Genomic DNA, 24,340 nt, shown 5'->3' on the forward strand with positions numbered 1-24,340 from the left:
CGTGCCGTCGGCGTCCCTGGGGATGGCGTGCGCGACCCCGGTTGCGGAGCGTCGAAAACCCGCACCTCCGTTTTCGACACAGCCACAACGGGAAGAATGCCCCGCGCGTCGGCGCGCGGGGCATTCGGATTCAGCGCGACCAGATGAGCTTGTGCTCGCCGTCGTCGCTTTGGATGAGCGTCGCGTAGATCGGTGCCGGGAACGACGGATCGTCGAGCTTGAGGCTCAGATAGTGTGCGCCGGTCTCGCGCGCTGACTTCGTCCAGGCCGCCCCGAATTCGACGCCATTGGCGCTGACACGGTGGTCGGGGGACTTGTCTGTGTCGTGCTCGCAGGGGCGGATCGTCGCCTTGACGCGGAGCGTCAGTGTCCGGATTTCGCCGATGTAGACGCCGTTTTCGCCGCGGGTGAAGCTGCCAATCTGTGCCATGTTAACCTCCTTCATGTGGTGCGACGCCGCCCGATGCGGCCTCGACAGGCGGTCGATCAGGCGGGCGGAGGACGGTCCCGCACCCCGTTCGGGGGTCCCCATCGCCTCTGCGCGATGGGGTGGACGAAGGGCCGAAGCACAGCGGAGGACGGCCAAAGCCGGGCTTCTTGTCTCGCGAGGAAGGCGAGGGATAGCCGAGCCGGGGAAGAAGGTCGGCGACGCCGTTGCGGGACCGGCGGACCCCGCCAGACCCGCCGAAAGAGAGGTCCGTTCAGGGCGGCAGCCAAGCATGCAGGAAGGACTGGCAAAGGCCCCTGTCACGCGCGACACACGGACCGGCCACACGCGAATCGCATCGATGCTGCAGGCGCCTGCCGTGTCCGCCCCACCGCCGCCATACTGTCGCCAACCAACGCCGCGGACCCTGGCTGTACGAATGACGTGACCGCGGCACGATCGGCGTCACGTCCGGCCGGACTGTGGTGAGCGAACCTTGATCGCGCCGCGTCGTTGTCCGGGAGCGCACCGCGATCGGGTCTATGTGGACTGCGATCGTGTCGGAATTCTCGCCGAAGGACGAGAACCTATCACGCGTCGTGCGGGATGTTGTGACCGTCCAGCACGGTGGCCGCGGTGACGGCATGACAGGTGCCATATTGACCGTCGATGGCAGCAATCTCGACAGCGACATCGCCCGTCCCGGGATAATGTATCGTGCCCCGGTTGGCGACCGAAGCCAACCTGGAGCGAGCTGGTGCAGCAAGGGCTTCCCGGTTGAGGGCTTACGCGACGCCTGCCCGACAACGCGGCCGAGACGCAAGACGACGATCGGATTGCAGCCATCAAAGCCGCGCGCCGCTGCCATCCTGGCAGCGGCGCGCGGCCGAAATTTGAGGGGCCGGTGCTGCCGATCTCGTGCGTTGGCGGCACCGGCGTGTTGACGTCCTGACGGTGGCTTCGACGCCTGCGTCATCCGCCGCCAGGCGAAAGGCCGGGATTAGACTCGATCTGGTCTGGACGGCGCAACAGCGATTCCGCTGCCAGGATCGAACCGGCGTGCCGTGCGGTCTCGAGCCAGACGGTCAGGGGATGGACGCTTTCGAACGACACGTCGCGCTCGATGAACAGACCGAAGGGCAAGCGTATGCTGGCGATTTCGGCCAAACTGAAAGAGCCGAGTTCCGGGCAGCCGAAGCCGAGATCGGCCAGCCCGAACAGAGTGTCGCCATCCTCGCCCAGTTCGGTCGCCAGCCACGTCGCCGCGCCCACCGGCGAGAACAGTTTCAACACAGGTGACGGGTCGAACCGTTCGCCTTTCGTGTCGTAAACGTCGCGGAACATATCGTTGGCGCGCAGTGCGAAACGATCGTCGGGGGTCAGGAGGATCATGCCCCGATCCTCTCGCTCTGCCCTGCCACCCGCCCCGCGGCCTGGGCCTCATGGTGCCGCGCCAGCAACCAGTCGGCGGCCTTGGTCGCGGCACTGGCGGCGCGGAAGATCGCGCGGTTGTCTTCGCGCAGCACCTCGAGCCATGATCCGATATAGTCGGCATGGCGGACGGTCGGCACGATGCCGAGCGCGGCGCAGAGGAACGCCGACCCCATCTCGGCGATCAGTTCTTCGCGCGCGTAGTCCTTGCTCCCAAAGCCGTTGGTCAGGTCGCGGGCCAACCGACTGGCATGGCCCGTGGCGTGCGTGAGTTCGTGCAGGCAGGTCCGGTAATAGTTCACCTGATCGAAGAAGGCAGGCTGTGGCGGAACCTGCACGACATCGAGGGAGGGCACATAAAAAGCCCGCGTTCCACCAATCCGGAAATCGACACCCGATGCGGCGATCAGCTCTTCGGCGACCGGCACGATCTCGCGCTCGGGCAAGGGTGCCGGATCAGACGCCAGCCCGGCGCGAAGCCCTTCGCACTGCGCGACATTGAAGACGGTAAACCGCTTGAGGAACGGGATAGCCCTGGCCTCGTCACCGTCGCGCGACGCGCGTTCCTTCTCAGCCTCGGGGGTAAAGCGGTCGGCATATACGACGGTGGTGCCACGCTCGCCCTTGCGTACGCATCCGCCCGCCTCCTGGGCCTGCCGAAAGGTCAGCCACGATTGTGACGGCCAGCCATGCGCGATGACGGCACCCCACAGGATCAGGATATTGACGCCCGAATAGGCGCGCGCGGTCGACGCATTGCGCGGTAGGCCCGGGCCGGGCCCTGCCCCGGCGCTCACATTCCACGGCTGAACCCAGGGGAAGCGGCCGGCTTCCAGCTCTGTGATGATCCGCGCGGTCACCTCGTCGTAGAGATTGGCGCGGTCGGTAGGGGCTTGGCGCTGTCCGCGCTGTCCCACGGCACAGTTTTCGCGTTTCGGACGCATGACTATCCTCCTGCCTACCCCAAAAGCACCATGGCCTCCCCGGAAAGCGGGGGTGGGCGGCAAGATGCGACCAGAGAGGTCCGCAGGAGCGGACGGCGGCACCCGAAGGGGTGCAATGCAATGGAGCACCCCAAGCAGGGCGCCGGGGTTGCCGCTGGCCGTGGCGGACCTAGCCGGGAGCGCCGCCCGGACCCGCACCACCGGGAGAGGCCCGATCCAACGCCGCCGCCGCGCCCGGCGGGGCGACTGCTTCGGGCCGGTCCCTGGCCGGCCCGGATGCGCCAGCGATCGCGACCTCTGGCCGAGACTCGCGTCGCGAGGCTCGGTGGCGAAGGCCTGGCCGAGCCATAGAGCGCGGTCGCGCGTCAGCGCGAGGCGGTACGTCGAATTTCGCCGAACATAACGAACATCAGACTGCCGCAGCAGTATCTAACTGGGATGTTTGAAGAATTCGATCGGCGAGACTTCGAAGCACTCCGCCAGATCATTCAGTCGAAGCAGCGTGAGGTTGATCCGGCCATTCTCGATCTGGCTCAGATACGACTGTGTAAAGCCAGCAACCTCGGCGAGAGGCTCCTGCTTAAGCTCCCTTTCCTTACGGAGCCGGGCCACATTGAGGCCAACCAGCCTGCGGATATCCACAATTCCTCATCAAGGAATTCGTGAGATAAGTTTATTCGTTAAAACGAATATGATATTGATGTCCGCTTGATGGATAGGGACGGAGCGGATTATGGCCGAACCCGAGCATTTTATCGGTCGGCAAATTATCGGGACGCAGCGTGACCAACCGATCGAGGACCTGTTTCGTCTTCACGCGGGCTGGCTGCGCGGGTTTCTCACGCGACGCCTGCACGCCCAACCGGCCGATGTGGAGGACATCGTACAGGACACGTATCTGCGCGCGGCGCGTCAGCCGGCCATGGTCATTGTCCATCCCCGCGCCTTCCTGTCGCAGACCGCGATCAACCTGTTCCGCGATGGAAAACGCCGATCGGCGGTTCGTGCGCGGCATCACCAGTCGATCGTGCAATCAGGGTTCGCAATGGAGGCGGGGTCGTCCGGGCTGCTGGAGCAGGAAGCCAGGCTCGAACTCGAGCGTCTTATCCTGGCCATGCCGGACCTGTACCGAGACGTCTTCGCTTTGAGCCGCTTTCGGCATATGACGAACGCGGAGATTGCCGCGCACCTCGGTATTTCGGTGAAGACGGTCGAGTGGCGGATGGGCAAGGCTCTGGAATTCTGCACGAGCAGGCTACGAGGCTAGGTGGCGCCGGTCATGACTGGAACCGATGAGCACGGTGAGGATGCCGTCGAGGCGCAGGCAGCGCAGTGGTTCGCGCGCCTGAAATCGCTGCCAGTGTCCCACGAGACGCTGCAGCAGTTTATCGCGTGGCAACGTGACGAGACGCACGCAGCAGCGTTCGACGCAGTCGAGCAACTCTGGTCACGCGCGGGCGACCTGGGCGATCGGCCCGCCATGGTGGCCGCAACGCAGGACGCGCTGTCCCGCAAGGGAAGACGGCGATCGTCGTCCTGGTCGCTACGCCCGGCCTTGGCGGCGTTGGCCGCGATCGTCTTTCTGTTGCTCGGCAGCGGCGCGACCTATTGGGCGCTGCGACCGAGTGCGAACGCGTATGCGACCGGGGTCGGTCAGCAAAGCGTCGTCGCACTGGAGGACGGCTCGAAGGTCACGCTCGACACCGACACGCACATCGTCGTGCGTTTCGATGCGGATGGGCGGAGCGTCATCCTGAAGCGGGGCCAAGCCTATTTCACGGTCGCGCACGACACCGCGCGTCCGTTCCGCGTCGAGGCGGGCGACACCGGCGTCCTCGCGACGGGCACCCAGTTCGCCGTGCGGCGCGATGGGAGGGCGGTCGACGTGACGTTGGTCGAGGGTAGCGTGCGGGTCGCCGCCGGGCGCGCGCCACCGGCAACACTCCGAACGGGGCAGCAGCTTGTGCTGCGTCCCGATCGGGCCGCTGTCGTGCGGGCGGTGGATGCCGGCACGGCGACGGCGTGGACGCAGGGCCGGATCGTGCTGGACGGCTGGACGCTGGCGCGCGCGCTGGTCGAGGTGAACCGCTATACGCCCAGACCGGTCCGGCTCGAAGCGGCGCGCTATGCCGATGCGCGGCTCAGCGGCACGTTCGATGTCGGTGATATCGACAGCTTCATCGCGGCGGCGACCGCGCTGCTGCCGCTGAACGCGCAGCGGGACGCGCACGGTTCGATCCGCCTCATCGAGCGCCCGTCGCAAAAATCGCCATCGCCGGGTTAGGGTCGTCACCATGCCGGCGCGTCTCTTGTTCCGAAGCCCCGGTACACGCCGGGACTCGGCGGAACGACAAGGGGCACGGGGCATGACGGGTTTTCAAACGGGGCGGTGGTCCGGTCTGCGCGGCGGTACCGCCGCCCTGCTGCTACTGGCGGCGGTGCCGTCCCCGCTACAGGCACAATCGGGGGCGCCCTCGTTCACCTTCAGAATTGCGGCGGGGCCGCTTCACCGAGCGCTGGTCGCCTTCGCTGCCGTGACGGGCGAGCAACTGCTCTATTCGACGGACCTCATCGCAGGCCGCAAGGCCCCCAGGCTGGATGGCCGGCTGCCGGCGGACCGGGCGCTCGACCGCCTGCTCGACGGAACCGGGCTCGCGGCGCACCGGATCGGGCCGCGGATGATCGTGCTACGCCCGGTTATTGCACCCGATCATGACCGCCCACCGGCAGCAGGACAGCCGAGCGCCAGTGCGGTGTCGACGCCCGGGCAAGGCGTCGCACAGCGAAGCCAGAGCCCGTCGTCCAGGGTGATTCGTGCGACGGCAGAGGAGCCTGCACGCGAGGAGATCGTCGTCACGGGTACGCATCTGCGCGGCGGCGCGGCGGGCTCGCCCCCGGTCGACAGACTGACGCGTGAGGATCTGGCCAGGCGTGGCTTTGCGACGGTCGCGCAAGCCTTGCAGGCATTGCCGGGCAATTTCGGGGGTATGGCGACCGAACAGAGCGCGCTTGCCTTTGCCGATACGACAGGCAGCAATGGCGGGTTCGCGACCGGCGTCAATCTGCGCGGCCTGGGGGCGGGTGCCACGCTGGTGCTGGTCAACGGCCAGCGGCTCGGGGGGTCGGGTACCAAAGGCGCGTTCAGCGACGTGACCAGCATCCCGACCGGCGCGCTCGACCGGGTCGAGGTGCTGATGGATGGCGCATCGGCGATCTACGGGTCCGACGCGGTCGGCGGCGTGGTCAACATCCTGCTCAAGCGTCGTTTCCAAGGGGCGGAGACCCGGGTACGGTTCGGCAGCGTGACGGATGGCGGCAAGCGCGACGTGCAGCTCGATCAGACGATCGGCAAGCAATGGACCACCGGCGGCATCATGCTGTCCTATGAATATGACCGGGCGGGTCGGCTGGCGAGCGACGACCGGGCGTTCGCGCGCTCGACCGATTCCCGCAGTCTTGGCGGGACTGATCACCGCTATATCTTCAGTTTGCCGGGCAACGTGCTCGGTATCAATCCGGTGACGGGCGCGCTCGGAGCGGCCTACGCCATCCCGGGCGGCCAGGACGGCCGATCACTGACGCCCGGCGACTTCCTGGCGGGCACGACCAATCTCCAGAATTCCCGGACCGATACCGATCTCATCCCGCGCCAGGAACGCCATAGCCTATATGCGACGCTCGACCAGGATATCGGCGCCGCGCTCCATCTCACCGCAGATGCGCGCTATTCGCACCGGTCGTTCGATGCGCGGCTGCCGGGCTCGGCGGCGATCGTGCAGATCACGGCCGCCAATCCGTGGTTCGTGTCGCCGACGGGCGCATCGTCCGACCTGATCGCCTATTCGCTGGCGCCGGAACTCGGCCCCATCGACACGCACGGTTATGCCGAGGCGATGGCGACGTCGGTCGGGCTCAATGTTGATCTTGGATCCAGCTGGAAGCTGCGCAACTACGGCGCGTTCGCGCAGGAACGCGAGCTGAACGAGTCGCGCAATCTGGTCAATACCGCCGCGCTCGCCGAAGCGACGGGCGCGATACCCGATAATCCCGCCACCGCGTTCAGCACCGCCACGAGCGGCTTTTTCAATCCTTACGGGACGGGCAGCAGTAACGCCGCCGCGATCCTCGATTTCGTCGGTGCGGGCTATTCGCGGTCGCGCACGCGCAGCCAGGTGCTGACGGGCCATGTCGATGCGGATGGTCCGCTCCTCTCCGTACCCGGCGGCATGGTCCGGCTCGCGCTCGGCGGGGATGTGCGGCGCGAGACGTTCCGGCGGAGTGGAGAAAGCCTCCTGTCGAGCGCGCTGCCGGTGGCGACCGGCGATGTGCGCGCGTCGCGACTGATCGAGGCCGGCTTTGCCGAGATGCAGGTGCCGATCATCGGCACGGCCAACGCCGTGCCCCTGATCCGCCGACTGGACGTATCGCTGGCGGCGCGGATCGAACATTATGACGATTTCGGCACGACGACCAACCCGAAGGTCGGTGTCTCCTGGATCCCCGTGACGGGCGTGACGCTGCGGACGAGCTACGGCACGTCGTTCCGCGCACCGAACCTGCGCGAGCTTCAGGACCGGGAACAATATTCGGTCACGACCCTGTCGCGCGGCGGCACGAGCGTACCGGTGATCCAGCTTTCGGGCGGGAATCCCGATCTGATCCCGGAAAAGGCGCGCAGTTGGACCGCGGGGTTCGACCTCGATCCTGTCGCCATCCCCCGCCTGCATCTGAATGCGACGTGGTTTCGGACCGTGTTCAGCCAGCGGGTCGCGACACCGGCGAGCGCGAACTTCGCCAATGCGCTGACCGACCAGACTCTGGTGCCGTTCGTCCGGTTCGTCTCGCCGATCGCCAACGCCGCCGATCTCGCCACCGTGACCGCGCTGCTGAACGACCCGGCGTTTACCGGCGGCAACAGCTTTCCGCCGACCAGCATCGCCGCGATCGTCGACACGCGCTTCGTCAACACCGGCAAGGTCGATGTGAGCGGGATCGACCTGTCCGCCAGCTACACGCTTCCGGCTGGCGCCAACACGTTCACCGTGTCGGGCAATGGCTCCTACCTGCTGCATTACCGCGAACAGGTCACGCCGACCTCGATCCCGGTCGACCGCATCAATCGCGTGGGGCAGCCCGTCGACCTGCGGGGCAGGATGAGCCTTGGCTGGCGCCGCGGCCCGGTCGATGCGCTGGTTGGCCTTAACTATGTCGCACCGTACCGCGATCTGCTCGGCACCCCGATCGACGCCTGGAAAACGGTCGATCTGCAACTGGGCTATACGGTGCCCGACGGACCCGGCGCGCTGCAGGGCGTGGCGATCGCGCTGTCCGCGCGGAACCTGTTCGACCGCCCGCCACCCTTCTATGATTCCCCGGTTGGGGTCGGGTATGACGCGGCGAATGCCGATGCGCTCGGGCGCTATGTGTCGGTGCAACTCACCAAGCGCTGGTAATCATGATCCCGCTTCTACTCTGCGTCATGCGGCGCCTTGTGGCGCTGTGCCTGCTGTGCGTCGCGGTGCCACTCGGCGCGCGCCCCTATAGCGTCGACGACATGCTCCGGACCGAGGGGTTCGGCAGGATCGAGGTCGCACCAGGCGGACGCTGGCTCGTGTTCGAACGGCAAATTCCGTTCGAGACAGCGGCGCGGTTCGACCTCGATGCCATGGAGGTGCTGCGTGCCCGGCTCTACATCGTCGATCTCGCGCACCCGGCAAAGGCAAGGCCGCTCTTGCTGCCGGAGCAAGGCGCGGGAAGCGTCATGCTCGGCTTTTCGCCGCGCGGCACGAAGCTGGCGATGGGACGGCTCGACGGACAACGCTGGACCCTGGGCATCGTGACCCTGGCCACCGGGGCGGTGCGCTGGTTCGCGGTCGCACCTGACTATTCGGACTTCCGGCCGACCCTCGCCTGGGCATCGGACGATACGCTCGTGATGCTGGCCCATGATGGCGATACGCCGCCCTGGGTCCTGCGGCGCGACGCGCAGGACCGGACAGCGGTATCGCGTGTTTGGGCCCAGGCGCAGGATGGCCGGGTGTCGACGGTTACGGCGATCGGCAGCGGGCGGTTTGACGGGATCACGGCACCGGCACCGCCGATGCATCTCCTCCGTCTCGATATAGTGACGGGGAACACGCAACTTCTGGCACGCGGCGCGTTCGAGACGCTGCGCTTGTCGCCCGACGGCCAGCATGTTGCGTTGACGGAGCCCAGCGAGATTATCCGCGTCACGACGACGTCGCCGATTCGGCAGTCCGCCGACCTGCGCCGGCGTCGACTGCGCATCGTGGCCATGACCGACGGGCATGTCTGGACACCCTGCGCGGCATGCGACCTGCCGTTCGATCCACCGATCTGGTCGCCCGACGGGCGCAATCTGCTCTTCTACGCGCGGCATGGCGATAGAAACTGGTCAACCGGTCAGCCATGGGTGGCGGACGTCCGGTCGCACCAGTCGCGCCCGGTCCCGCTTGCCGGGGTCCGGCCTGCGATCATCATGAGCAGGGGCGCGTATGACGCCGTCGCTATGGCTTGGCTCGGGTCCACGCCGATCCTATTCGGTCGCATGGATGCAGGCGCCACACGCGCCGACTGGTATGCAGTGGGGCCGCGTGGATCCGCAGTGCTCACGGCCGCGATTGCCAGCCCATCCTCGACGCTCATTCAGGCGCCGGGATCGGCCCCCATCATGCTGACGGCGGATAGTGGCTGGCGCCTAGGGACGCGCCGCGTGCCGCCCTTGCTGTCGGGCATGGACGGCGTGATGGCACTCGGCACCAGTTCGGCAAAGCCGGATCCGAACGCACCCCTGTTGGGCTGGCGACGAACGGCGGACGGGATACGGATCGACCTGCCAACCCGTCACACGCGTCGGTTCGTGGTTCGCACGGCCGGTGCGGCGCGTCCGGTAACCGTCAGCTTGCAGACGAGCACCGCGATCGTCACCGAAACACTGCCCAATGGCATCGCCCATCTGCTCGTCGTGGCGGCCGACCGGCCGCCGCTGGCCATCGCGACGATCAACGCGTCGCTCGCGGACGTGGCGGTGCGCGCGCCCCTGCCCGTACGCCACCGGCTCCCCGGTGGACGGACTGTCACGAGCTGGCTGTACCTGCCGGCCCCGGCCCCCTCCGGCCGGAGGCCGCCGCTGATCGTCATCCCCTATGCGGGCACGGTGTACGGCGACACGCCACCGGCGCTCTGGAATCCGGGGATCGGACGCACCTATACCAATGTCCCCGCGCTCGTTGGGCATGGCTATGCGGTGCTGCTGCCGAGCATGCCCGATCTTGCACCCACCGATACCGCGCCGTTCGACTTCGCAGGGCAAATCCTGTCTGCAGTCGACGCGGTAATCGCGCGCGGCGACGCCGACCCCGCACGGCTGGGTCTATGGGGCCACAGCTATGGCGGCTATACAGGAGCCACGGTCGCCACCGAGACCGATCGCTTCAACGCGATCGTCGTGTCGAGCGGCATTTATGACTTGACGAGTTTCCAGGGGACGTTCGCCCCGACGGCACGGATGAACCCGGGCTATGGCTTGGGCATCCTGCCCTGGGCTGGCTGGACCGAGACGGGGCAGCCCCATCTCGAGGCAAGCCCCTGGACCAACCCGGTGCGCTATGTCGCGAACAGCCCGATCTATCATGTCGGCCGCATCACGACACCGATGCTGATCCTGGCGAGCGACCGGGACTTCACGCCGCTCCAGCAAGGCGAGCAGCTGTTTTCCGCGCTTTATCGCCAGGGCAAGGATGCCGAACTGATCAGCTATTGGGGCGAAAACCATGTGCTGATGAGCCCGGCCAATGTCCGTGACGCCTATGCGCGCGTGTTTGCCTGGTTCGATTCCCATTTCGAGGCACCGCGCCGGCCCGGTCCGTGATGTCAGGCGCGCGCGGCGTCGATCGCGGTGATCCGATCGCACCAGGCGCGTGCCCAGCGCTCCATCAGCAGGACGACGAATATCTCGGTATAGCAGTTCGTCCGCATCACGTGCTCGGGGTCGAGCACCATCGCCAGCGTCTCGCGGTCAAGGAGATGATGCTGATCGAGCACGCCGCCGATCAGATAATCGCGCAGGAACGGCATGCTCGCCGCGAGCATTCGGCCGAAGAACGGCGTGAGGCAGCCCTTGCCGCGGCGCTCGAGCAGGATAGGCGGCAGCCGCTCTGCATAGGCCTGCCGGATCATCGCACGATCGCGTCTGCCCTGCGTAAGGTCGAGCGCAGAGATGGGCAGGACATGCTCGAGCAGGGGTTGCGACATTAAGGGATGCCGGACAGTCATCGCCGATGCGCACCAGGATCCGCCAAACGCCGCCCGACAGGCGGCGAGATTGAGAATCTGGAGCTGCTTGGCAGGAGCGAGGTCGACGGTGTCGTAGAGCCAGCGCAGCGGATGATCGTCGTGCGGCATGTCGCGGGCCACGAGATCGACCCGATAGTCCGGAAGGGCGATCGCGCTCGGTTCGATGCGCGCGCGCAAGGCCGTGCCGAGGACCGACCAGATCGATCGTCCGGTCCAGCCAGCAAGATCGGCGATCGTTGCGGCCTTTGAAAGCCAAGGCTGTGGATCGCGCCAGAGATCCGCGGCGATCAACGGCGTTGCGGGCTGGAAGAAGAGTGCGTCGCCGCCCTGGCCGGTGAGCAAAGTATCGGCGCCCAGCGCCCGTCCCCGCGCGGCAAGATCGCGATCGTGGAAGACACTGAGGCTGGCGACATTGGGGCGCAGCGTCACCGGCACGTCGGCCATAAGCGCCGCGTCAACGATGCGATGATCTTGGAGGGTTTCGTGGACCGGGAAGCCGAGATACGCGGCGACGGCTCGCGCATAGACGCGTTCGTCGCCCTCGCGGTCGATGGCATGATAATGGAACCAGCCGGCGACATCGCGACCCGACCGGACGAGGCCCGCGGCGACGATCGCCGAATCCAGGCCGCCGGACACTTCGGCGATCGCGATTCGCGTACAGGAATGCCAGGCGCCGATGCAGGCATCGATGAGGGCGGGCAGAGACGGTGGCGACGATGGTAGGGGCTGTCGCACGAACATGGCCGGCGCCCAGAGACGGGTCGTTCGTTGCGTATCTCCCGCAAGCGTCAATCGTGTGCCCGGGGGGACCGCTTCGACACCGACGAGCGGCAGCGCATCGCCGACCGAGCCGGGGGGCCCCCACCCGCAGCCAGTCGATCGCGAGACCGACCGGCGGCGCGTGGGCGATGAATGGCTCGGGCATGGACGTGACGATCTGCAGGGCTTCACACTGCCAGAGGACGCAATCGAGCATGCCGACGGGATCGCGGAAGATATCGAGAGAGGCCGGGTCATTTGGCTCGATCCGCAACGCCACATACGCGCCCCAGCACCGCGTCGTCAGGTGATCGCACAGCATGGCGAAGTCTTGGTCGCTATTCGAAAGGACACTGTCGGCGACGCGCCCCTCTTCGGTTGCGGTACGATCGAACACCGAACCGATGACGACCGTGCGATCGTCGACCGTACTATACTCGCGAGCGTGACCAAGCGGCGCTTCCGCCAGGACCGTCCATCCACGATGTTCCTGGACACTCTGCCAACCCCGGGCGAGGGCCGCCGTGCGAAGCCGTGCTGCCAACTGATCGGCAGGCCGATCCTCGACGCGCCAACGATACGCGATGAAGCCGGTCATGCGCTGGCGCGCTCGATGAGGAATATCGTTTGAAACCCTTCCACCTTGCCGATGCGTTCGCCCAGCAGAAGATCGCCATCGGCCAGCCAGCAATGCGCGTGGAAGGGGAAGAGCGACACGCCGAAGATCCAGTCGGCGCGCAGCCCGTAACAGCGCAGGAAATGCAGCAGGAAGAAGGACCGAAACAGGCACTGGATGCGGAACGGCAGCCAGAGGCAAAGGCGCTCGAAGCAGGCGGTTGCAGGCGCTGGGGAAAATTGCGGGACACGCGCGGTATCCCGCTGCGCATGCGCGATCATCTGGGCGAAGGACGAACGGCGAAAGCGCCATGTGGCGCAGACTAGTGCACGCAGGAAGCGGGCAATATCCCGGGCGTCGGGCGAGCGAAGGTCCGCCGCAGGCGCTTCATGCCAGAGCGGCGTGATCGGTCGCGCCGAAGCGCGGCTCCCATCCTGTTGGCCATTGGCCACGAGGCCTTGTTCCAGCAATTGGCTGCGTACCGCCTCCAGGGATATGGGACCACGATTGTGGCATGTGGCATCGCGAGGATCGTACACGCAGAAATAGGCGTCACGGTCGATATCGAGAAAGATGATGCCATCCGACGATCGGACGGCATGAACACTATCGGCGAGCGCTAGGGAGTCGAGAAGATCGTCGGATCGGAGCGCCATGGCGGGTTCCTCGCTATGCGGCACCGGCCTAAAGACCGGTGCCGCAGCCTTGGTCAGTCGTAATAGCCGACCATCAGCGTTTCCTGCCGGGCACCGATCGGCGTCCCCTTGGTCTGACGCCGTGCAGAGCCCAGCACGATCAGTTTGGGCGCGGATTGTGGTTCTTTCGTCATGATAACAACCTTTCCTTGCTTGTGTTTCCACTGCGACTCGGCAGTGGCATTAATGATCTCGCGCCATCGGAAAGACTCATCCAAGCTATATTAGAGATATATTTAACGCGCTCATTGTCTACGACCAAGGAACAGCGCGATCTCGGGCGACATGCTGATCCGCTGCTCATAGATTTTACGGATCTTGTCTCTGACAACATCGAGATCTTGATCGATCACAGTTTGAAGCAGCTCGATCAAAAAGGGTTCGGTGTCGCCCAGCAAGGCAATTTCGGCACGCCGGATCAGTTTGAGACGCCCATCAAGATAGCGATGCACGTCGGACAAGATCGTGTTGCCGGACGCTTCCACGATCGCGCAGAGCGTGTCCCATATATCCCCCGACCGAACGGCAAAGGTTATCCCTGGAGCCTCAGCCAAGGCTCGTTCGATGCAGGCGCAGTGGAGGCGGTACAGGTCCGCAATATCGCGCGCATCGAAACGTGCCAGATAATAGCCCTCGGACCGACGTTCCGTCACGATGTTGCATCCGACGAGGCGCGACAGGACCTCGCGAAGCGGGGTCACGCTGACATGAAGCCGCGACGCCAGGTCCTTAAGCCCGATGCGATCGCCAGGGCGGTAACGACCGTCTGCCAGCATGGCTGACACCAGCGCATAAAGATCATCGAATTTCGCGCGCTCCACCCGATCCGGCATCGCCAGGTCTCCCTTCGCGACGATCTTTCGTGATGGCACGGATGCATGTCGATGCAGGAGAGCCAAATCGGCACGGCCTCGCGGCATCTCGCCGGTTTTCTGCGGTGCGGCGGCGACCGTGCGGCGGCCAGACCACGCCGCATCGGCACGCCCCCCGCACTCTTGCCGAACGACCGTCAAGCGATCGCCCAGGACATGGTGGTGGCGCCCATAACGGTTTGATGACAGATCGTGTTTGATTGTAATAAACGCACGCGGCTCGCGATGCGTCTCGAAGGCGATATGCGGGTGCATGACCGGTTTGGCGCACGGAGTCGCTGGTATGAAACACTCTCCGATCGAAGCCGACGGCGGCGCGCGGATACTGACGCAATCGCTGCGTGCGATTCGCAAGAAGCGGGGCATGACAGCGAGTGACATTGCAACCGCGCTGGGGATGCCGTTGCGCACCTACCAGGAGTTCGAATCTGGCCGCGGCCCGCTTACCCACCAACGCCTCTTCGCTTTTGCAGAGGCAACGGACGCGGACCCCTTCGCGTTGCTTCTCGGCGCCATCTTCGGCCAACCCGACTTGGCGATGGACTGCGCGGACACGAAATTCTGCATGATCATAATGATGTATTTCGAGCAATTCGCTGACGAGCGGCGCGGCGACATCGCCTATCTCGACCCGCCCAATCTGGCGGGCGGCTTCGACAGGCTGTTCAAGGAGTTCGGGGCCAAACTCGACGATCGCGAACGCTTCTTGCAGAACTGGCTTGCAGGCCGAACCGGTTCCATCGGTTTGAGTGCGCTGCGTCAGCGCATGGTCAACCGTAGTGATCGCAAAGCCGACGGATCGCGCAAGGAAGACTCTTGAGCGACTGCGTGGAGCAGTCGGTATTTCAGCGGCGGACCAGATCGATATAGCCGCCGGCTGCGAGTTTGCGTGCGCCACAGACCAAGCGGTGGGTACGGGTGCGCAGATAGTCCGAACCGCCCGTCCAGTCTCGGTTCACGAGCCGATCGCTGAACAGGATTTGCGCGATAGCGCGATGAGGGCAACCGTGGGCCAGCGCATCGAGCACGGCGATGATATCCATCCAGCGTCGGGCCTTTGCGCCGACCGGGTATAGGGCCACCGGTATCCGTCGGTTTCGCAGAAACCCCGCAAGCCGGCGCAGCGCCAGCAGCCGGAGCTCCAGTCGGTCGGTGCCGCCGAGCTGATACCTAAGCCTGACGGGGCCGTCGAGCAGCGTTCCTTTCGTTATACTAAGTCGGATCGACCGCGAGCCTTTACTCAACAGCAGCTGTTCGCCCGACGACGGTATTGAAAGGTGCGTGACCGGGAGTGGCAACGCCATAAGATCAAAACCCTCGGGGTCGCCGCGCCTGGTAGGTATCGCATGGGCAACGATTGCCAATGGATCGAGGTCCGGGCGCCAGAAGAGCCGTGCGTCGCTCGCAGAACGGTCGGGATCTTCCGCGAAACTGCAATCCCCATAGCGGGTCGGGCGGAACCCCGGTCAGAAGCTCGATCGGATGCTGACCTTTTCCCACATGTTTGACGCCGACGTTATCATCACTTGGCCGATAGTCGGCGCGACGACGCAACACCTCCCAAGCAAAGGCAGCAGGATCGCTCAAGCTGTCGAACGAGGGCTTGCCGCGGGCGACCAGCGGCGGGAACGGGAGATGCGCTGCCATGAAGACGCTCCTGCTAAACACGCAGAAGTCAGACAGTTTTTGCGACAGCTGTCATATATTCGGGATATTTTCGACAGCAAATGGGCAAGCTCCTTTATATTCCGCACCCACCCTGCCTTTGACGCGCAGATGCAGCGAGCAATACCCGCACGATCTCCGCGTGATATAGGCAACTGACATGCCAACGTGAACCAATGTGGATGTGACGTGTGGTGATTTTGCGCACGCATTCAGACCTCTGCGTTTAACCGCGCCATTATCCGCCGTTAAACGATCAACCGGATGGTTGCCCTATCAAGGTTCAACCGTCGAGTTTACTCTCCAATGATAAAATCCGCTTAGGCCATTTCAGCATCGGTATATTCTTGTTGACGACGCTTGCTCGTTATAAATGCAAGTACCGGGCTTTCGATGAGAACGCATGGGTCCAAGATCCTGTGGCCATGGTGTCGCGAAAGGGCCTCGATTTGTATGCAGCGAGCCGTTGCTCGGCAGCATTGCCAACCACGATGCTATTCCGAACTTGGCACGTGCGCTCTTATTGCTGCGCGCTGGTACGTAGACTCAGCTAAAAGCCAAGTTTGACCGCTGTCTACGCCAAATATGATCCTCGCTATGTCGCTGCAGCGGTCGCAGTGCTTCAGGGGCTACTGACAGAGGTCGACCAGAATGCACGAAGCTGGTCCGCAGAATACCGCGTCGTAAAGACCGGGACCGCACCGCCGGACGTCATCAACCACATTCGCCGTAACCCTGTTTGAAGCGTCGGTATGACGTGGTGACCCAGCAGCGATGGGGATTGGTCGGTGTTAACGACTGCGGGCATATGAGCGCGATGCCGATTATGAAACTGCACCTGGGTATCGGCCAAGCACGGTGTATCTCGAGGCGACCGTAGCAAGTCGGCGGGCTGTAATGACTGAAATTAGCGCTTTTATTCGCAGCACCCTGGCATCGCGACGATAGGGCGCTTGCGTAATCGGCCAGGTATCCCTAACCGCAACACTGTCGGGGAGTGGCGCAGGCTGGTAGCGCACCTGGTTTGGGACCAGGGGGTCGCAGGTTCGAATCCTGTCTCCCCGACCATCATCCGCTAAGGTATTGATTTTTCGTCGCCAACATGGCGATCGGGAATGGTTATACCCATCGCTGTACCCATTTGGGGGCCGATGGATCGGGCTTACCGAACCTAAAGTTGCACGGTGGCAGCTGTCACTGGCGCAGGAAGATCACGGTGGCCGGCAGGGGGACGAAGCGTCCGCTCGCACTGCCCGGCAGCTTTCATATCCTGGTCGTCCGGCCGATCGCGCAGGGCTGACACGGGTACAGATACTGCCTGCCGAAGACAACGAGGCGACCGCCGGGCTGGCCGAGCGGGGCCTGGGTGACCTTGACCATGTGGTCACGCGCGTCGCACGTGGCGACGATGCGGCTGCTCTCGACCTCGACACGCCGTTCGACGTGGCGGTTCTCGACCGCATGTTGCCCGGCATCTACGGCGTCGCGGTCGTCGCGCAGTCTGAGAGCCTGGCGTGAGTGTATCGGCGATCGTCGAGATTTCTCATCAGCACCGATGGGTCACGTCGCAGGTACCCACTGATACGCCTGCACTGTTTCGCCGCGAGGCTGATACCGGATGTGCAGAGTTTGGTTAGCGCGTTTGACGTCCAGCGTCACATAGGCCTGCTGGTCGCCTTGCAGCGCATCCTGTGGGAAGCCGTTCAGGATTTCGTCGCCCTCCTTCAGGCCGGCCTTATCGGCGTTCGAGCCCTTGACCAGGCCGCGAACGATCTTTGGCCGGGCCTGAAGCGAGGCGATATCGAAGCCCAAGTCGTAGCGGCGCAGCGGCATGGTCAAGCGCCGAAACCCAGGGCCATACGCGTCGGAAGGCGGCAACACCGTCCCGCCGGCGAGCATCGCATCGAAATCGGCTGATCCCTTGTCGCCGAGCTCGGCTTTTAGCAGCGTTCGGTAGAGCGCCTCGTTCATCGACTGCCCGTTTCGTCGGGTCGTCAGCATGGTACGGACGATGTCGTCGAGCGAACGCTTGCCCTTCGAAGCGACGCGGATCTGCGCATCGACCATCTCGAAATACAGCGAGCCGCGATCATAGGGTAGCACGCGGATGCGCGTGTCGCGCCAGAAGCCCGCCGGAATCTCCGAATTGGGTGTGGCGATCTTGATGTTGGTATAATAGCGAGCCGCGGTCTCGTTCAGGTCCTTGAGGAAGTCGGCCGCCGAAATCATACCGGCGCGGAATGGTAGCGTACGCTGGTAATGCACCGCCAGCCCCTCGCCGAACCACGACCGGTCAAGGCCGCCGGCGGTATCCATCGACCCATCGAGCGAGTTGACCCAGCTGTGCAGCATCTCGTGTGCGAGCAGCGAGCGGAGGTCGTCGGGTTTCGACGACTGGTTGAACGTGTAGGCGAAACTGTCGGTCAGCCCGATGCCGCTGCCAGGGTTGCGGGTATTGGTGCGGCCGAACACGCCGAAGCTCGGCGAGGCATAGCCGAAGAAGCTGCCATAAAACTGGTGGAGCTTTCCGCCCCACGTCATCAGCGGCGTCATGTCGAACGGCGGTATGCCCTGCCACGCTGCGAAGAAGCCGTCGCTCGCCGGGCTAGAGGTACCAGGCCGACCACCCATGTAATAGACCGAGCCGAGCTTTGCGGGCGGCAGCGGTGCGCTGGCAACCACGTTGCCGACGCCGAAACTGGAAACCCCTGTCCCGCCCGCACCATAAGCATCAAAATCCCATTCGATACGCGTCACGCGCGCGGTAGTGTCGGCCGGCAGCAACACGAAGGCGTTGGCGGCGGCGGAAAAGGTGCCGTTCTCGGTGCGAATCTCATATTGCGGCAGCGCGAGCGGCAGTGCCGCAGCATCGATCGGCACGCGGTATCGGACCGTCACGACACCCTCGATGGCGCGACCCGCGCGCCAGGTGCGCGTGGTATTCGATCCGTCCTCGGCCTTGTCCTGCACAATGGCGGCAATCGGCCCGGTGCGATCGGCAAAGGCGAGTTGCTGCAAGTCCTTGCCGCTGGTGACGACCGTATTGGCGACCAGAGGAAGTTCGAACAGCGCATCGCCGGGCTTGGCGTGGAGGTCCTGCACGGTCAGCGTGACGTCGACATAGGGGATGTGCCGCGCGGCATCCGGCGCACCGGGCGCGAGGTGGATGATCAGCTGCGGTACGGCAGGATGGGCAGCACCCGCGAGAAGAAGGATCGACGGCACGAGAAGGCCCGTCAGCGTGCGATGAGTCGGCATGATCTCTCCCTGAAGCGGCAAGTCTAACCCTGTCACTCGGGTAAATCATCGCGCATCGCCGATCCGTCGACCCCGGTCTGCATTTCCTATGCGCAATGCGCGCGATCGATTGTTTGATTATGCCCCGAGACGATATCGCGCAAAAAGATCGGCGTCCTCCTCGCGCTAGCCAGCCGACGGCAGCGGCAGACGGTGCGTACACTTCATCTCGGAGAGCGTGGCGATCGACCGAATGTCCTCGACGCCGGGCAGTCGCAGCAGCGTGCGGAAAGTGAAATTCTGGTACCAGCCCATGCTCGGCGCGAGCACCTTGAGCATCACGTCCATTTCGCCGAACAACGTATACGCTTCGGTAATCTCGGGGATCTCGTCGACTGCGCGCATGAAGCGGTCGCGATTGTCATCGCTCAAACGACCCATCTTGAGCTGAGCGAAGATATACATGCTCTCGCCGAACTTTTCCCGATCGAGCACGGCGACCTGCGCCTTGATATACCCCTCCTCCTTGAGCCGCTGGATACGGCGCCAGCACGGCGACTGCGACAGCCCGACGCGATCGGCGATCTCGCTGGAGGATTCGGACGCGTCGATCTGGAGGCGATCGAGGATTTTCAGATCGAGACGGTCAAGTACGTCAGCCATCGTTATGCACCATTCCGGTCACGCGTGGATTGATATCACCCCCAGTCTACGTACGGCGCCCGCAATCGGCAAGTTTCTGCGCGAAAGGCGCTATAAGCTCGTCGCGACGACCGAGCGTCGGTCGCACACGGGGGATGACGATGACACGGGACGAACTGGCCATCTTTGACAGCCAGGCGGTTCGCGACGGCTTGAGCTATCCCGATTGCATTCAGGTAGTGCGAGAGGTGATGCAGGCTTTGTCGTCGGGCACGACGCGGCAATTGCTGCGGACGATGATCTCGCTGGGGCCAGGACGCACGTTCGCGCAGATGCCCGGCGCGCTTGGCGACCATGCCATGTTCGGCACAAAGACGATCAGCGTCTTCGCCGATCCGAACAGGCCGGGGCTTCGCCGTCATCGGGGGCTCGTCGTCCTGTTCGAACCGGAAGAGGGGCGCCCGGTCGCCGTCGCGGATGCCGAGGAGATCACCCATATTCGGACCGCCGCCGCCACCGCGGTCGCGACCGACGCGCTGGCCCGCACCGATGCGAAGACGTTGCTGATCGTCGGCACCGGCAGCCAGGCGCACGCGCATCTGAAGGCGCTGCCCTTGGTACGATCCTTCGAGCGTGTGCTGATCTGGGGCCGATCGCCTGACACCGCCGATGCTCTGACCAAGGAATATCGTCATCTCGGCACGGAGCGGGCCGATGATCTGGAGGCGGCGACGCGGACGGCGGACGTGATTTGCACGCTGACCGCGGCGTCGGAACCCGTGATCTTCGGCGACTGGGTGCAGCCCGGCACGCACGTCAATCTGATCGGATCGAGTGGCCCCGGCCCCGTCGAGGTCGACAGCGCGCTGGTCGCCAAGAGCCGCTACATCGCCGACAGCACGGCCTCCGCGCGCGATGCCGCCGCCGAGTTCCTGGTCGCCCGCGCCGCCGGGATCGTTGGCGAAGACCACATCGTCGGCGAGATCGGCGACGTGCTGCTCGGCCGCATCGCCGGCCGCACCAGCGACCGCGACATCACGCTCTACAAGTCCCTAGGCCATGCGGCGCAGGACCTTGCCGCCGCCGCTCATCTCTATCGGAGTTCGCGTCGCTGATGTCGTTGTCCCCTTTTCGTTCGGCACTGGCCGCATCGACTCTGCTGGCCGGTTTCTGTGCCGCCCCTGCCTTCGCCCAGCATGAGCGCATGTCGGTGATCGCCAATGGCGAGAAGGTCGGCTTCGTCGACGTCGCGCGGACCGGCAACCATGTCGCGGTCCAGTACGACGTGAAGAACAATGGTCGCGGCCCGACGATGGTCGAGGCGATCGAGCTCGGCGCCGATGGCCTGCCCGTCAGCTGGACGCTGGACGGCAAGGCGACCTTCGGCGGCGATGTCCACGAACGCTTCTTGCGTACCGCCACCAAGGCGGAATGGAGTGATTCGATGGGTGCACGCACCGCGACGGTCCGCGGCACGGGCCTGTATATCGGTCAGGCCGCGAGCCCCTGGGCGCTCGGCCTGTACGCGCGCGCTCTGCTCAAGGCTCCGGCCTCGACACTGACCGCGTTGCCGGGTGGGCAGGTGCATCTCGACAAGCTCGGGCCGGCGACGATCGGCAACGTCTCGTACCAGGCCTATGCGATCAGCGGCATCGACCTATCGCCGGACCTGATCCTGCTCGATGACAAGAATGCGCTGTTCGCCGTGCTCGACACCGGCGGCGCTGTGGTCCGCGAAGGGCATGACGCCGACGTGCCGGCGCTGGCGGACCTGGCGACCAAGCTGACCGCCAAGCGCTACGCCGCGCTCCAGAAACGGTTCGCGCACACTGTCGATGCGCCGGTTCGCATCCGGAACGTCCGCGTATTCGATCCCGTCAGCGGCAAGCGCGGCGAGCCGGTCTCGGTGGTGTTCGCCAATGGTCGGATCAGCGGCATCCAGCCTCTGGACGCTGTGGCTTCGCCGAGCGAAGCGCTGATCGACGGCCAGGGCGGGACGCTGATGGCGGGGCTGCACGACATGCACGCGCATATCAGCCTGGAATCCGCTATCCTCTACATCGCCGCGGGCGTCACCGAGGTGCGCGACATGGGCAACGACAACGCCTTCCTGCCCGACCTGATGCGCCGGATCGCGAGCGGCGAAGTCGCAGGGCCGCGGATCATGCCCGACGGGTTCCTGGAAGGCCGCAGTCCCTATTCGGCGCGGCTCGGTATCGTCGCCGACAGCGAGGCCAAAGCGCTGGAGGCGGTGCGCTGGTATGCCGCACGCGGCTATTGGCAGATCAAGATCTACAACAGCATGAACCCCGCCTGGGTGCCCGCCATCGCCAAGGAGGCGCATGCGCTTGGGCTGACGGTGACGGGGCATATCCCCGCCTTCACCAATGCCGATGCGATGATCGGCGCGGGGTATGACGAGGTGACGCACATCAACCAGCTGATGCTCGGCTGGGTGCTCGATCCGAAAGAAGATACGCGTACGCCGCTGCGGCTGACCGCGATGAAGCGCACCGCGACGCTCGATCTCGCATCGCCGCGCGTCCAGGCGACGATTGATCGGATGGTCGCGGGCGGGATTGCGCATGATCCGACCGCGGTGACGCTGGAGTTGCTGATGCTCAGCCGCAACGGTGTCGCCTCGCCATCGGTGGCCGAGTATATCGATCACCTGCCGATCGGCCTGCAGCGCCGCCGCCGTCAGGCGATCGCGCCGATCGCCAGCTCGGCGGATGCCGCAGGATATGACGGTGCGATGGCCAAGGTGAAGCAGACGCTGAAACTGCTGCACGACCGCGGCATCCGGTTGTTGCCTGGCACCGACGACCAGACCGGGCTGTCGGTACACCGCGAGCTGGAAATCTATGCCGAGGCCGGCATTCCGATCCCCGACGTACTGCGAATGGCGACGCTTGGCCCCGAGCAATATATGGGTCGCGACCAGGAGCTGGGTTCGATCGCGCGCGGCAAGATCGCCGACTTCATCCTGTTGCCGGGCGATCCGACGAAGGACCTGAGCGAACTGCACCGCATATCGATGGTGGTGAAGGACGGGACGATCTATTTCCCGTCCGAAATCTACCCCGCGTTCGGCGTGAAGCCGTTCGTTGCCGCGCCGAAGATGACGCTGCCCGCGCCCACACCGAAACTGGCAGGATCGGGCCCTGCGCACGATGCGATGGACGAGTTTGTGTACTGAGGGCGGCTATTTCCTGCCGGCCAAGACCTGCGCCACGAACTGGTGCAGGTCTGCGCTTAGGGCCGCCAGCGCGGTGTCGTCCTCGAACGCCGAATGGCCCGAGGCGTAGCGGTGGAACGCGGTGCGATCAACGGCCACGCCATTCTGTTCGAGGGCGAACTGGCCGGCGTAGACCGGCGTGGTGATGTCATAATAGCCGCCCGCGGCGAACACCCGCAGCGCCGGCTTGGCCTCCATCGCCGCCTTCAGATACGGGGCAAACGCCATCGCGCGGTAGCTGCCGCCATAGTCCTTGTCCCAGTCCCACTTAAAGTTGATCCCGAGGTTCAGGCTGCGATACGGGCTGGGCGCGGCGTAACCGAGCTCAGCCTTGAGATAGGTCTCGACCGACGCAGCGGCACCCGTGTTCGATCCCAGTGACATCGATGGATCGTCGAACGGCGGGCGCAGCTTGCTCTCCGAGATCAATCGGGTGGCGCGTCCGTCGAGTTGCCCCGTCCGAAAGCCCTTCGCCGCGAGCAGGCCAAGCATGAAATCGCTCCGCTCGATGCGCAGGTCCTTGGCCTCGATCGTCGCGGCGGGAATGCCGATCAGCGTCGAAAGATGCTCGGCAACACGGTGTTTTTCCGCCGCCGGCAACGCGGCGCCCTGCATAAGCGCGGCGGCATAATCGGTCTGGGCGAAATGCAACGCGTCGTCGAACTGCCGCGCAACGCTCCGCCCGCCGCGATCGATCGCGGCGTGATACCAGGCGACGGCGGACAGCGTCGGCAACAGCACCACGTCGGAGACCACCGGTCCGTCGCTATCGCCAACCGACAACGACAACAGCACGACGCCGTCGGGCAATGGTTTCTTGGCCTTCATATCCTCGTTGAGGATCGCGAGCGCGCGCGCGGTGCCATAGCTCTCCCCGATCAACAGCACCGGCGACCCGGTGCGGCCGTTGGCGGCGAGCCAGCGCGCGATCATCGACGAGACGCCGCGCGCATCGCCGCCCACACCGAAATAGCTCGACGCATCCTTGCCCTTGATCGGCATCGATGCGCCGGTGCCGACCGGATCGATGAAGACGAGGTCGGCGGTGTCGAGCAGCGTGAAGCGGTTGTCCTCCAAATGCGCGGCATCGCCCTTGCCGACGATGCGGCGCGGACCGAAGGCCTGCATGTGCAGCGGCGACGAGGATGCGCCGGGACCACCGTTGAACACGAATATCACCGGGCGTCCGGCCGGCTTCACGCCGTCGAGGACATAGGCATAGCTGACACCGACCGCGACCGGCGTGCCGTCCGGTCCCGCCATCGGTTGTTCGCTGACGATCGCGCGATAGGCGAGCTTCCGACCCGCGATCGTGACTACGTGCCTGGTCGTGACGACGCGCTCGCTGACGGCGTCGCGCGGCACCATCGGGTCCATCGCGCGCAGGAAGGCGGGTGACATCGGCGCATTGCCCTCGTCCTGGGCATGAAGCGCGGCAGGTGCCGCGGCGACGAGCAGCGTCGAGATCAGGGCGAGACGGCGCATGGGCATGGGT

Annotated in this window: 22 protein-coding genes and 1 tRNA gene; 12 read left to right on the plus strand and 11 right to left on the minus strand. The window is 64.9% G+C overall.

Annotation, left to right across the window (positions count from 1 at the left end; genetic code table 11):
* Nucleotides 1-130: 130 nt before the first annotated feature.
* The 4 genes from BM244_RS19950 to BM244_RS19965 form a co-directional block, all read right to left on the minus strand.
* Nucleotides 131-430: a DUF736 domain-containing protein gene (locus BM244_RS19950; protein ID WP_093400716.1), complete on the minus strand. Its 300-nt coding sequence runs from the start codon at nucleotides 428-430 to the stop codon at nucleotides 131-133.
* Nucleotides 431-1,399: 969 nt separating this feature from the next.
* Complete coding sequence (locus BM244_RS19955; protein ID WP_093400666.1) at nucleotides 1,400-1,819, minus strand: DUF2958 domain-containing protein; 420 nt, start codon at nucleotides 1,817-1,819, stop codon at nucleotides 1,400-1,402.
* Entirely contained in the window at nucleotides 1,816-2,802 is a 987-nt protein-coding gene (locus tag BM244_RS19960) for an ArdC family protein (RefSeq protein ID WP_093400667.1), read from the minus strand. The genes BM244_RS19955 and BM244_RS19960 overlap by 4 nt, the downstream gene beginning before the upstream one ends.
* 429 nt (nucleotides 2,803-3,231) lie before the next feature.
* A complete protein-coding gene (locus tag BM244_RS19965; protein ID WP_093400668.1) occupies nucleotides 3,232-3,444 on the minus strand; it encodes a helix-turn-helix domain-containing protein in 213 nt (70 codons plus the stop codon).
* A 91-nt stretch (nucleotides 3,445-3,535) separates the two neighbouring features.
* Here BM244_RS19965 and BM244_RS19970 point away from each other — a divergent pair, with 91 nt between their 5' ends.
* From BM244_RS19970 to BM244_RS19985, 4 genes are all read left to right on the plus strand, one after another.
* On the plus strand, nucleotides 3,536-4,069 hold the full coding sequence (locus tag BM244_RS19970; RefSeq protein WP_093400669.1) for an RNA polymerase sigma factor: 534 nt from the start codon (nucleotides 3,536-3,538) through the stop codon (nucleotides 4,067-4,069).
* A gap of 12 nt (nucleotides 4,070-4,081) precedes the next feature.
* Nucleotides 4,082-5,086, plus strand: coding sequence for a FecR family protein (locus tag BM244_RS19975; protein ID WP_139226986.1), 1,005 nt, complete (start codon nucleotides 4,082-4,084; stop codon nucleotides 5,084-5,086).
* An 82-nt stretch (nucleotides 5,087-5,168) separates the two neighbouring features.
* On the plus strand, nucleotides 5,169-8,255 hold the full coding sequence (locus BM244_RS19980; RefSeq protein WP_175518322.1) for a TonB-dependent receptor: 3,087 nt from the start codon (nucleotides 5,169-5,171) through the stop codon (nucleotides 8,253-8,255).
* A 2-nt stretch (nucleotides 8,256-8,257) separates the two neighbouring features.
* Nucleotides 8,258-10,693 carry a S9 family peptidase gene (locus tag BM244_RS19985; RefSeq protein WP_093400672.1) on the plus strand — a complete coding sequence of 812 codons (2,436 nt, stop codon included), beginning with the start codon at nucleotides 8,258-8,260 and terminating at the stop codon, nucleotides 10,691-10,693.
* A gap of 2 nt (nucleotides 10,694-10,695) precedes the next feature.
* Here BM244_RS19985 and BM244_RS19990 read toward each other — a convergent pair whose 3' ends face one another.
* Nucleotides 10,696-11,862, minus strand: a complete 1,167-nt coding sequence (locus BM244_RS19990) for an asparagine synthase-related protein (protein WP_175518323.1) — start codon at nucleotides 11,860-11,862, stop codon at nucleotides 10,696-10,698.
* A 160-nt stretch (nucleotides 11,863-12,022) separates the two neighbouring features.
* Between BM244_RS19990 and BM244_RS23280 the strand changes: the two genes are divergently transcribed.
* Nucleotides 12,023-12,511 carry a hypothetical protein gene (locus tag BM244_RS23280; protein WP_175518324.1) on the plus strand — a complete coding sequence of 163 codons (489 nt, stop codon included), beginning with the start codon at nucleotides 12,023-12,025 and terminating at the stop codon, nucleotides 12,509-12,511.
* On the opposite strand, the gene BM244_RS20000 is transcribed toward BM244_RS23280, so the two are convergent.
* Nucleotides 12,475-13,152 carry a lasso peptide biosynthesis B2 protein gene (locus BM244_RS20000; RefSeq protein WP_093400675.1) on the minus strand — a complete coding sequence of 226 codons (678 nt, stop codon included), beginning with the start codon at nucleotides 13,150-13,152 and terminating at the stop codon, nucleotides 12,475-12,477. The genes BM244_RS23280 and BM244_RS20000 overlap by 37 nt on opposite strands.
* A gap of 284 nt (nucleotides 13,153-13,436) precedes the next feature.
* Nucleotides 13,437-14,318, minus strand: a complete 882-nt coding sequence (locus tag BM244_RS20005; protein ID WP_175518325.1) for a GntR family transcriptional regulator — start codon at nucleotides 14,316-14,318, stop codon at nucleotides 13,437-13,439.
* Between BM244_RS20005 and BM244_RS20010 the strand changes: the two genes are divergently transcribed.
* Nucleotides 14,317-14,883 (plus strand): helix-turn-helix domain-containing protein, encoded by a 567-nt coding sequence (locus BM244_RS20010; protein ID WP_093400676.1) that lies wholly within the window; start codon nucleotides 14,317-14,319, stop codon nucleotides 14,881-14,883. The two genes, BM244_RS20005 and BM244_RS20010, sit on opposite strands and share 2 nt — an antisense overlap.
* A gap of 25 nt (nucleotides 14,884-14,908) precedes the next feature.
* Here BM244_RS20010 and BM244_RS20015 read toward each other — a convergent pair whose 3' ends face one another.
* Entirely contained in the window at nucleotides 14,909-15,367 is a 459-nt protein-coding gene (locus tag BM244_RS20015; RefSeq protein ID WP_093400677.1) for a DNA -binding domain-containing protein, read from the minus strand.
* Between the two features lie 178 nt (nucleotides 15,368-15,545).
* Here BM244_RS20015 and BM244_RS22800 point away from each other — a divergent pair, with 178 nt between their 5' ends.
* From BM244_RS22800 to BM244_RS22805, 4 genes are all read left to right on the plus strand, one after another.
* Nucleotides 15,546-15,887: a hypothetical protein gene (locus tag BM244_RS22800; RefSeq protein ID WP_139226987.1), complete on the plus strand. Its 342-nt coding sequence runs from the start codon at nucleotides 15,546-15,548 to the stop codon at nucleotides 15,885-15,887.
* Between the two features lie 404 nt (nucleotides 15,888-16,291).
* Nucleotides 16,292-16,471 (plus strand): hypothetical protein, encoded by a 180-nt coding sequence (locus BM244_RS23285; RefSeq protein ID WP_175518326.1) that lies wholly within the window; start codon nucleotides 16,292-16,294, stop codon nucleotides 16,469-16,471.
* Nucleotides 16,472-16,719: 248 nt separating this feature from the next.
* Nucleotides 16,720-16,796 (plus strand) — tRNA-Pro (locus BM244_RS20020).
* A gap of 312 nt (nucleotides 16,797-17,108) precedes the next feature.
* Nucleotides 17,109-17,246 carry a response regulator gene (locus tag BM244_RS22805; RefSeq protein WP_139226988.1) on the plus strand — a complete coding sequence of 46 codons (138 nt, stop codon included), beginning with the start codon at nucleotides 17,109-17,111 and terminating at the stop codon, nucleotides 17,244-17,246.
* Between the two features lie 42 nt (nucleotides 17,247-17,288).
* On the opposite strand, the gene BM244_RS20025 is transcribed toward BM244_RS22805, so the two are convergent.
* Together BM244_RS20025 and BM244_RS20030 are read right to left on the minus strand one after the other, a co-directional pair.
* Nucleotides 17,289-18,986: a M61 family metallopeptidase gene (locus tag BM244_RS20025; RefSeq protein WP_093400678.1), complete on the minus strand. Its 1,698-nt coding sequence runs from the start codon at nucleotides 18,984-18,986 to the stop codon at nucleotides 17,289-17,291.
* 165 nt (nucleotides 18,987-19,151) lie between these two features.
* Complete coding sequence (locus BM244_RS20030; protein ID WP_093400679.1) at nucleotides 19,152-19,628, minus strand: Lrp/AsnC family transcriptional regulator; 477 nt, start codon at nucleotides 19,626-19,628, stop codon at nucleotides 19,152-19,154.
* Between the two features lie 140 nt (nucleotides 19,629-19,768).
* On the opposite strand from BM244_RS20030, the gene BM244_RS20035 reads away from it, so the two are divergent.
* Both BM244_RS20035 and BM244_RS20040 read left to right on the plus strand, forming a co-directional pair.
* Nucleotides 19,769-20,722 carry an ornithine cyclodeaminase family protein gene (locus tag BM244_RS20035; protein ID WP_093400718.1) on the plus strand — a complete coding sequence of 318 codons (954 nt, stop codon included), beginning with the start codon at nucleotides 19,769-19,771 and terminating at the stop codon, nucleotides 20,720-20,722.
* Complete coding sequence (locus BM244_RS20040; protein WP_093400680.1) at nucleotides 20,722-22,806, plus strand: amidohydrolase family protein; 2,085 nt, start codon at nucleotides 20,722-20,724, stop codon at nucleotides 22,804-22,806. The genes BM244_RS20035 and BM244_RS20040 overlap by 1 nt, the downstream gene beginning before the upstream one ends.
* Before the next feature lie 6 nt (nucleotides 22,807-22,812).
* Here BM244_RS20040 and BM244_RS20045 read toward each other — a convergent pair whose 3' ends face one another.
* On the minus strand, nucleotides 22,813-24,330 hold the full coding sequence (locus tag BM244_RS20045; RefSeq protein ID WP_254784645.1) for a S10 family serine carboxypeptidase-like protein: 1,518 nt from the start codon (nucleotides 24,328-24,330) through the stop codon (nucleotides 22,813-22,815).
* Between the last annotated feature and the right edge of the window lie 10 nt (nucleotides 24,331-24,340).

This window comes from Sphingomonas sp. OK281 (assembly GCF_900115295.1).
Taxonomy (GTDB): Bacteria; Pseudomonadota; Alphaproteobacteria; order Sphingomonadales; family Sphingomonadaceae; genus Sphingomonas.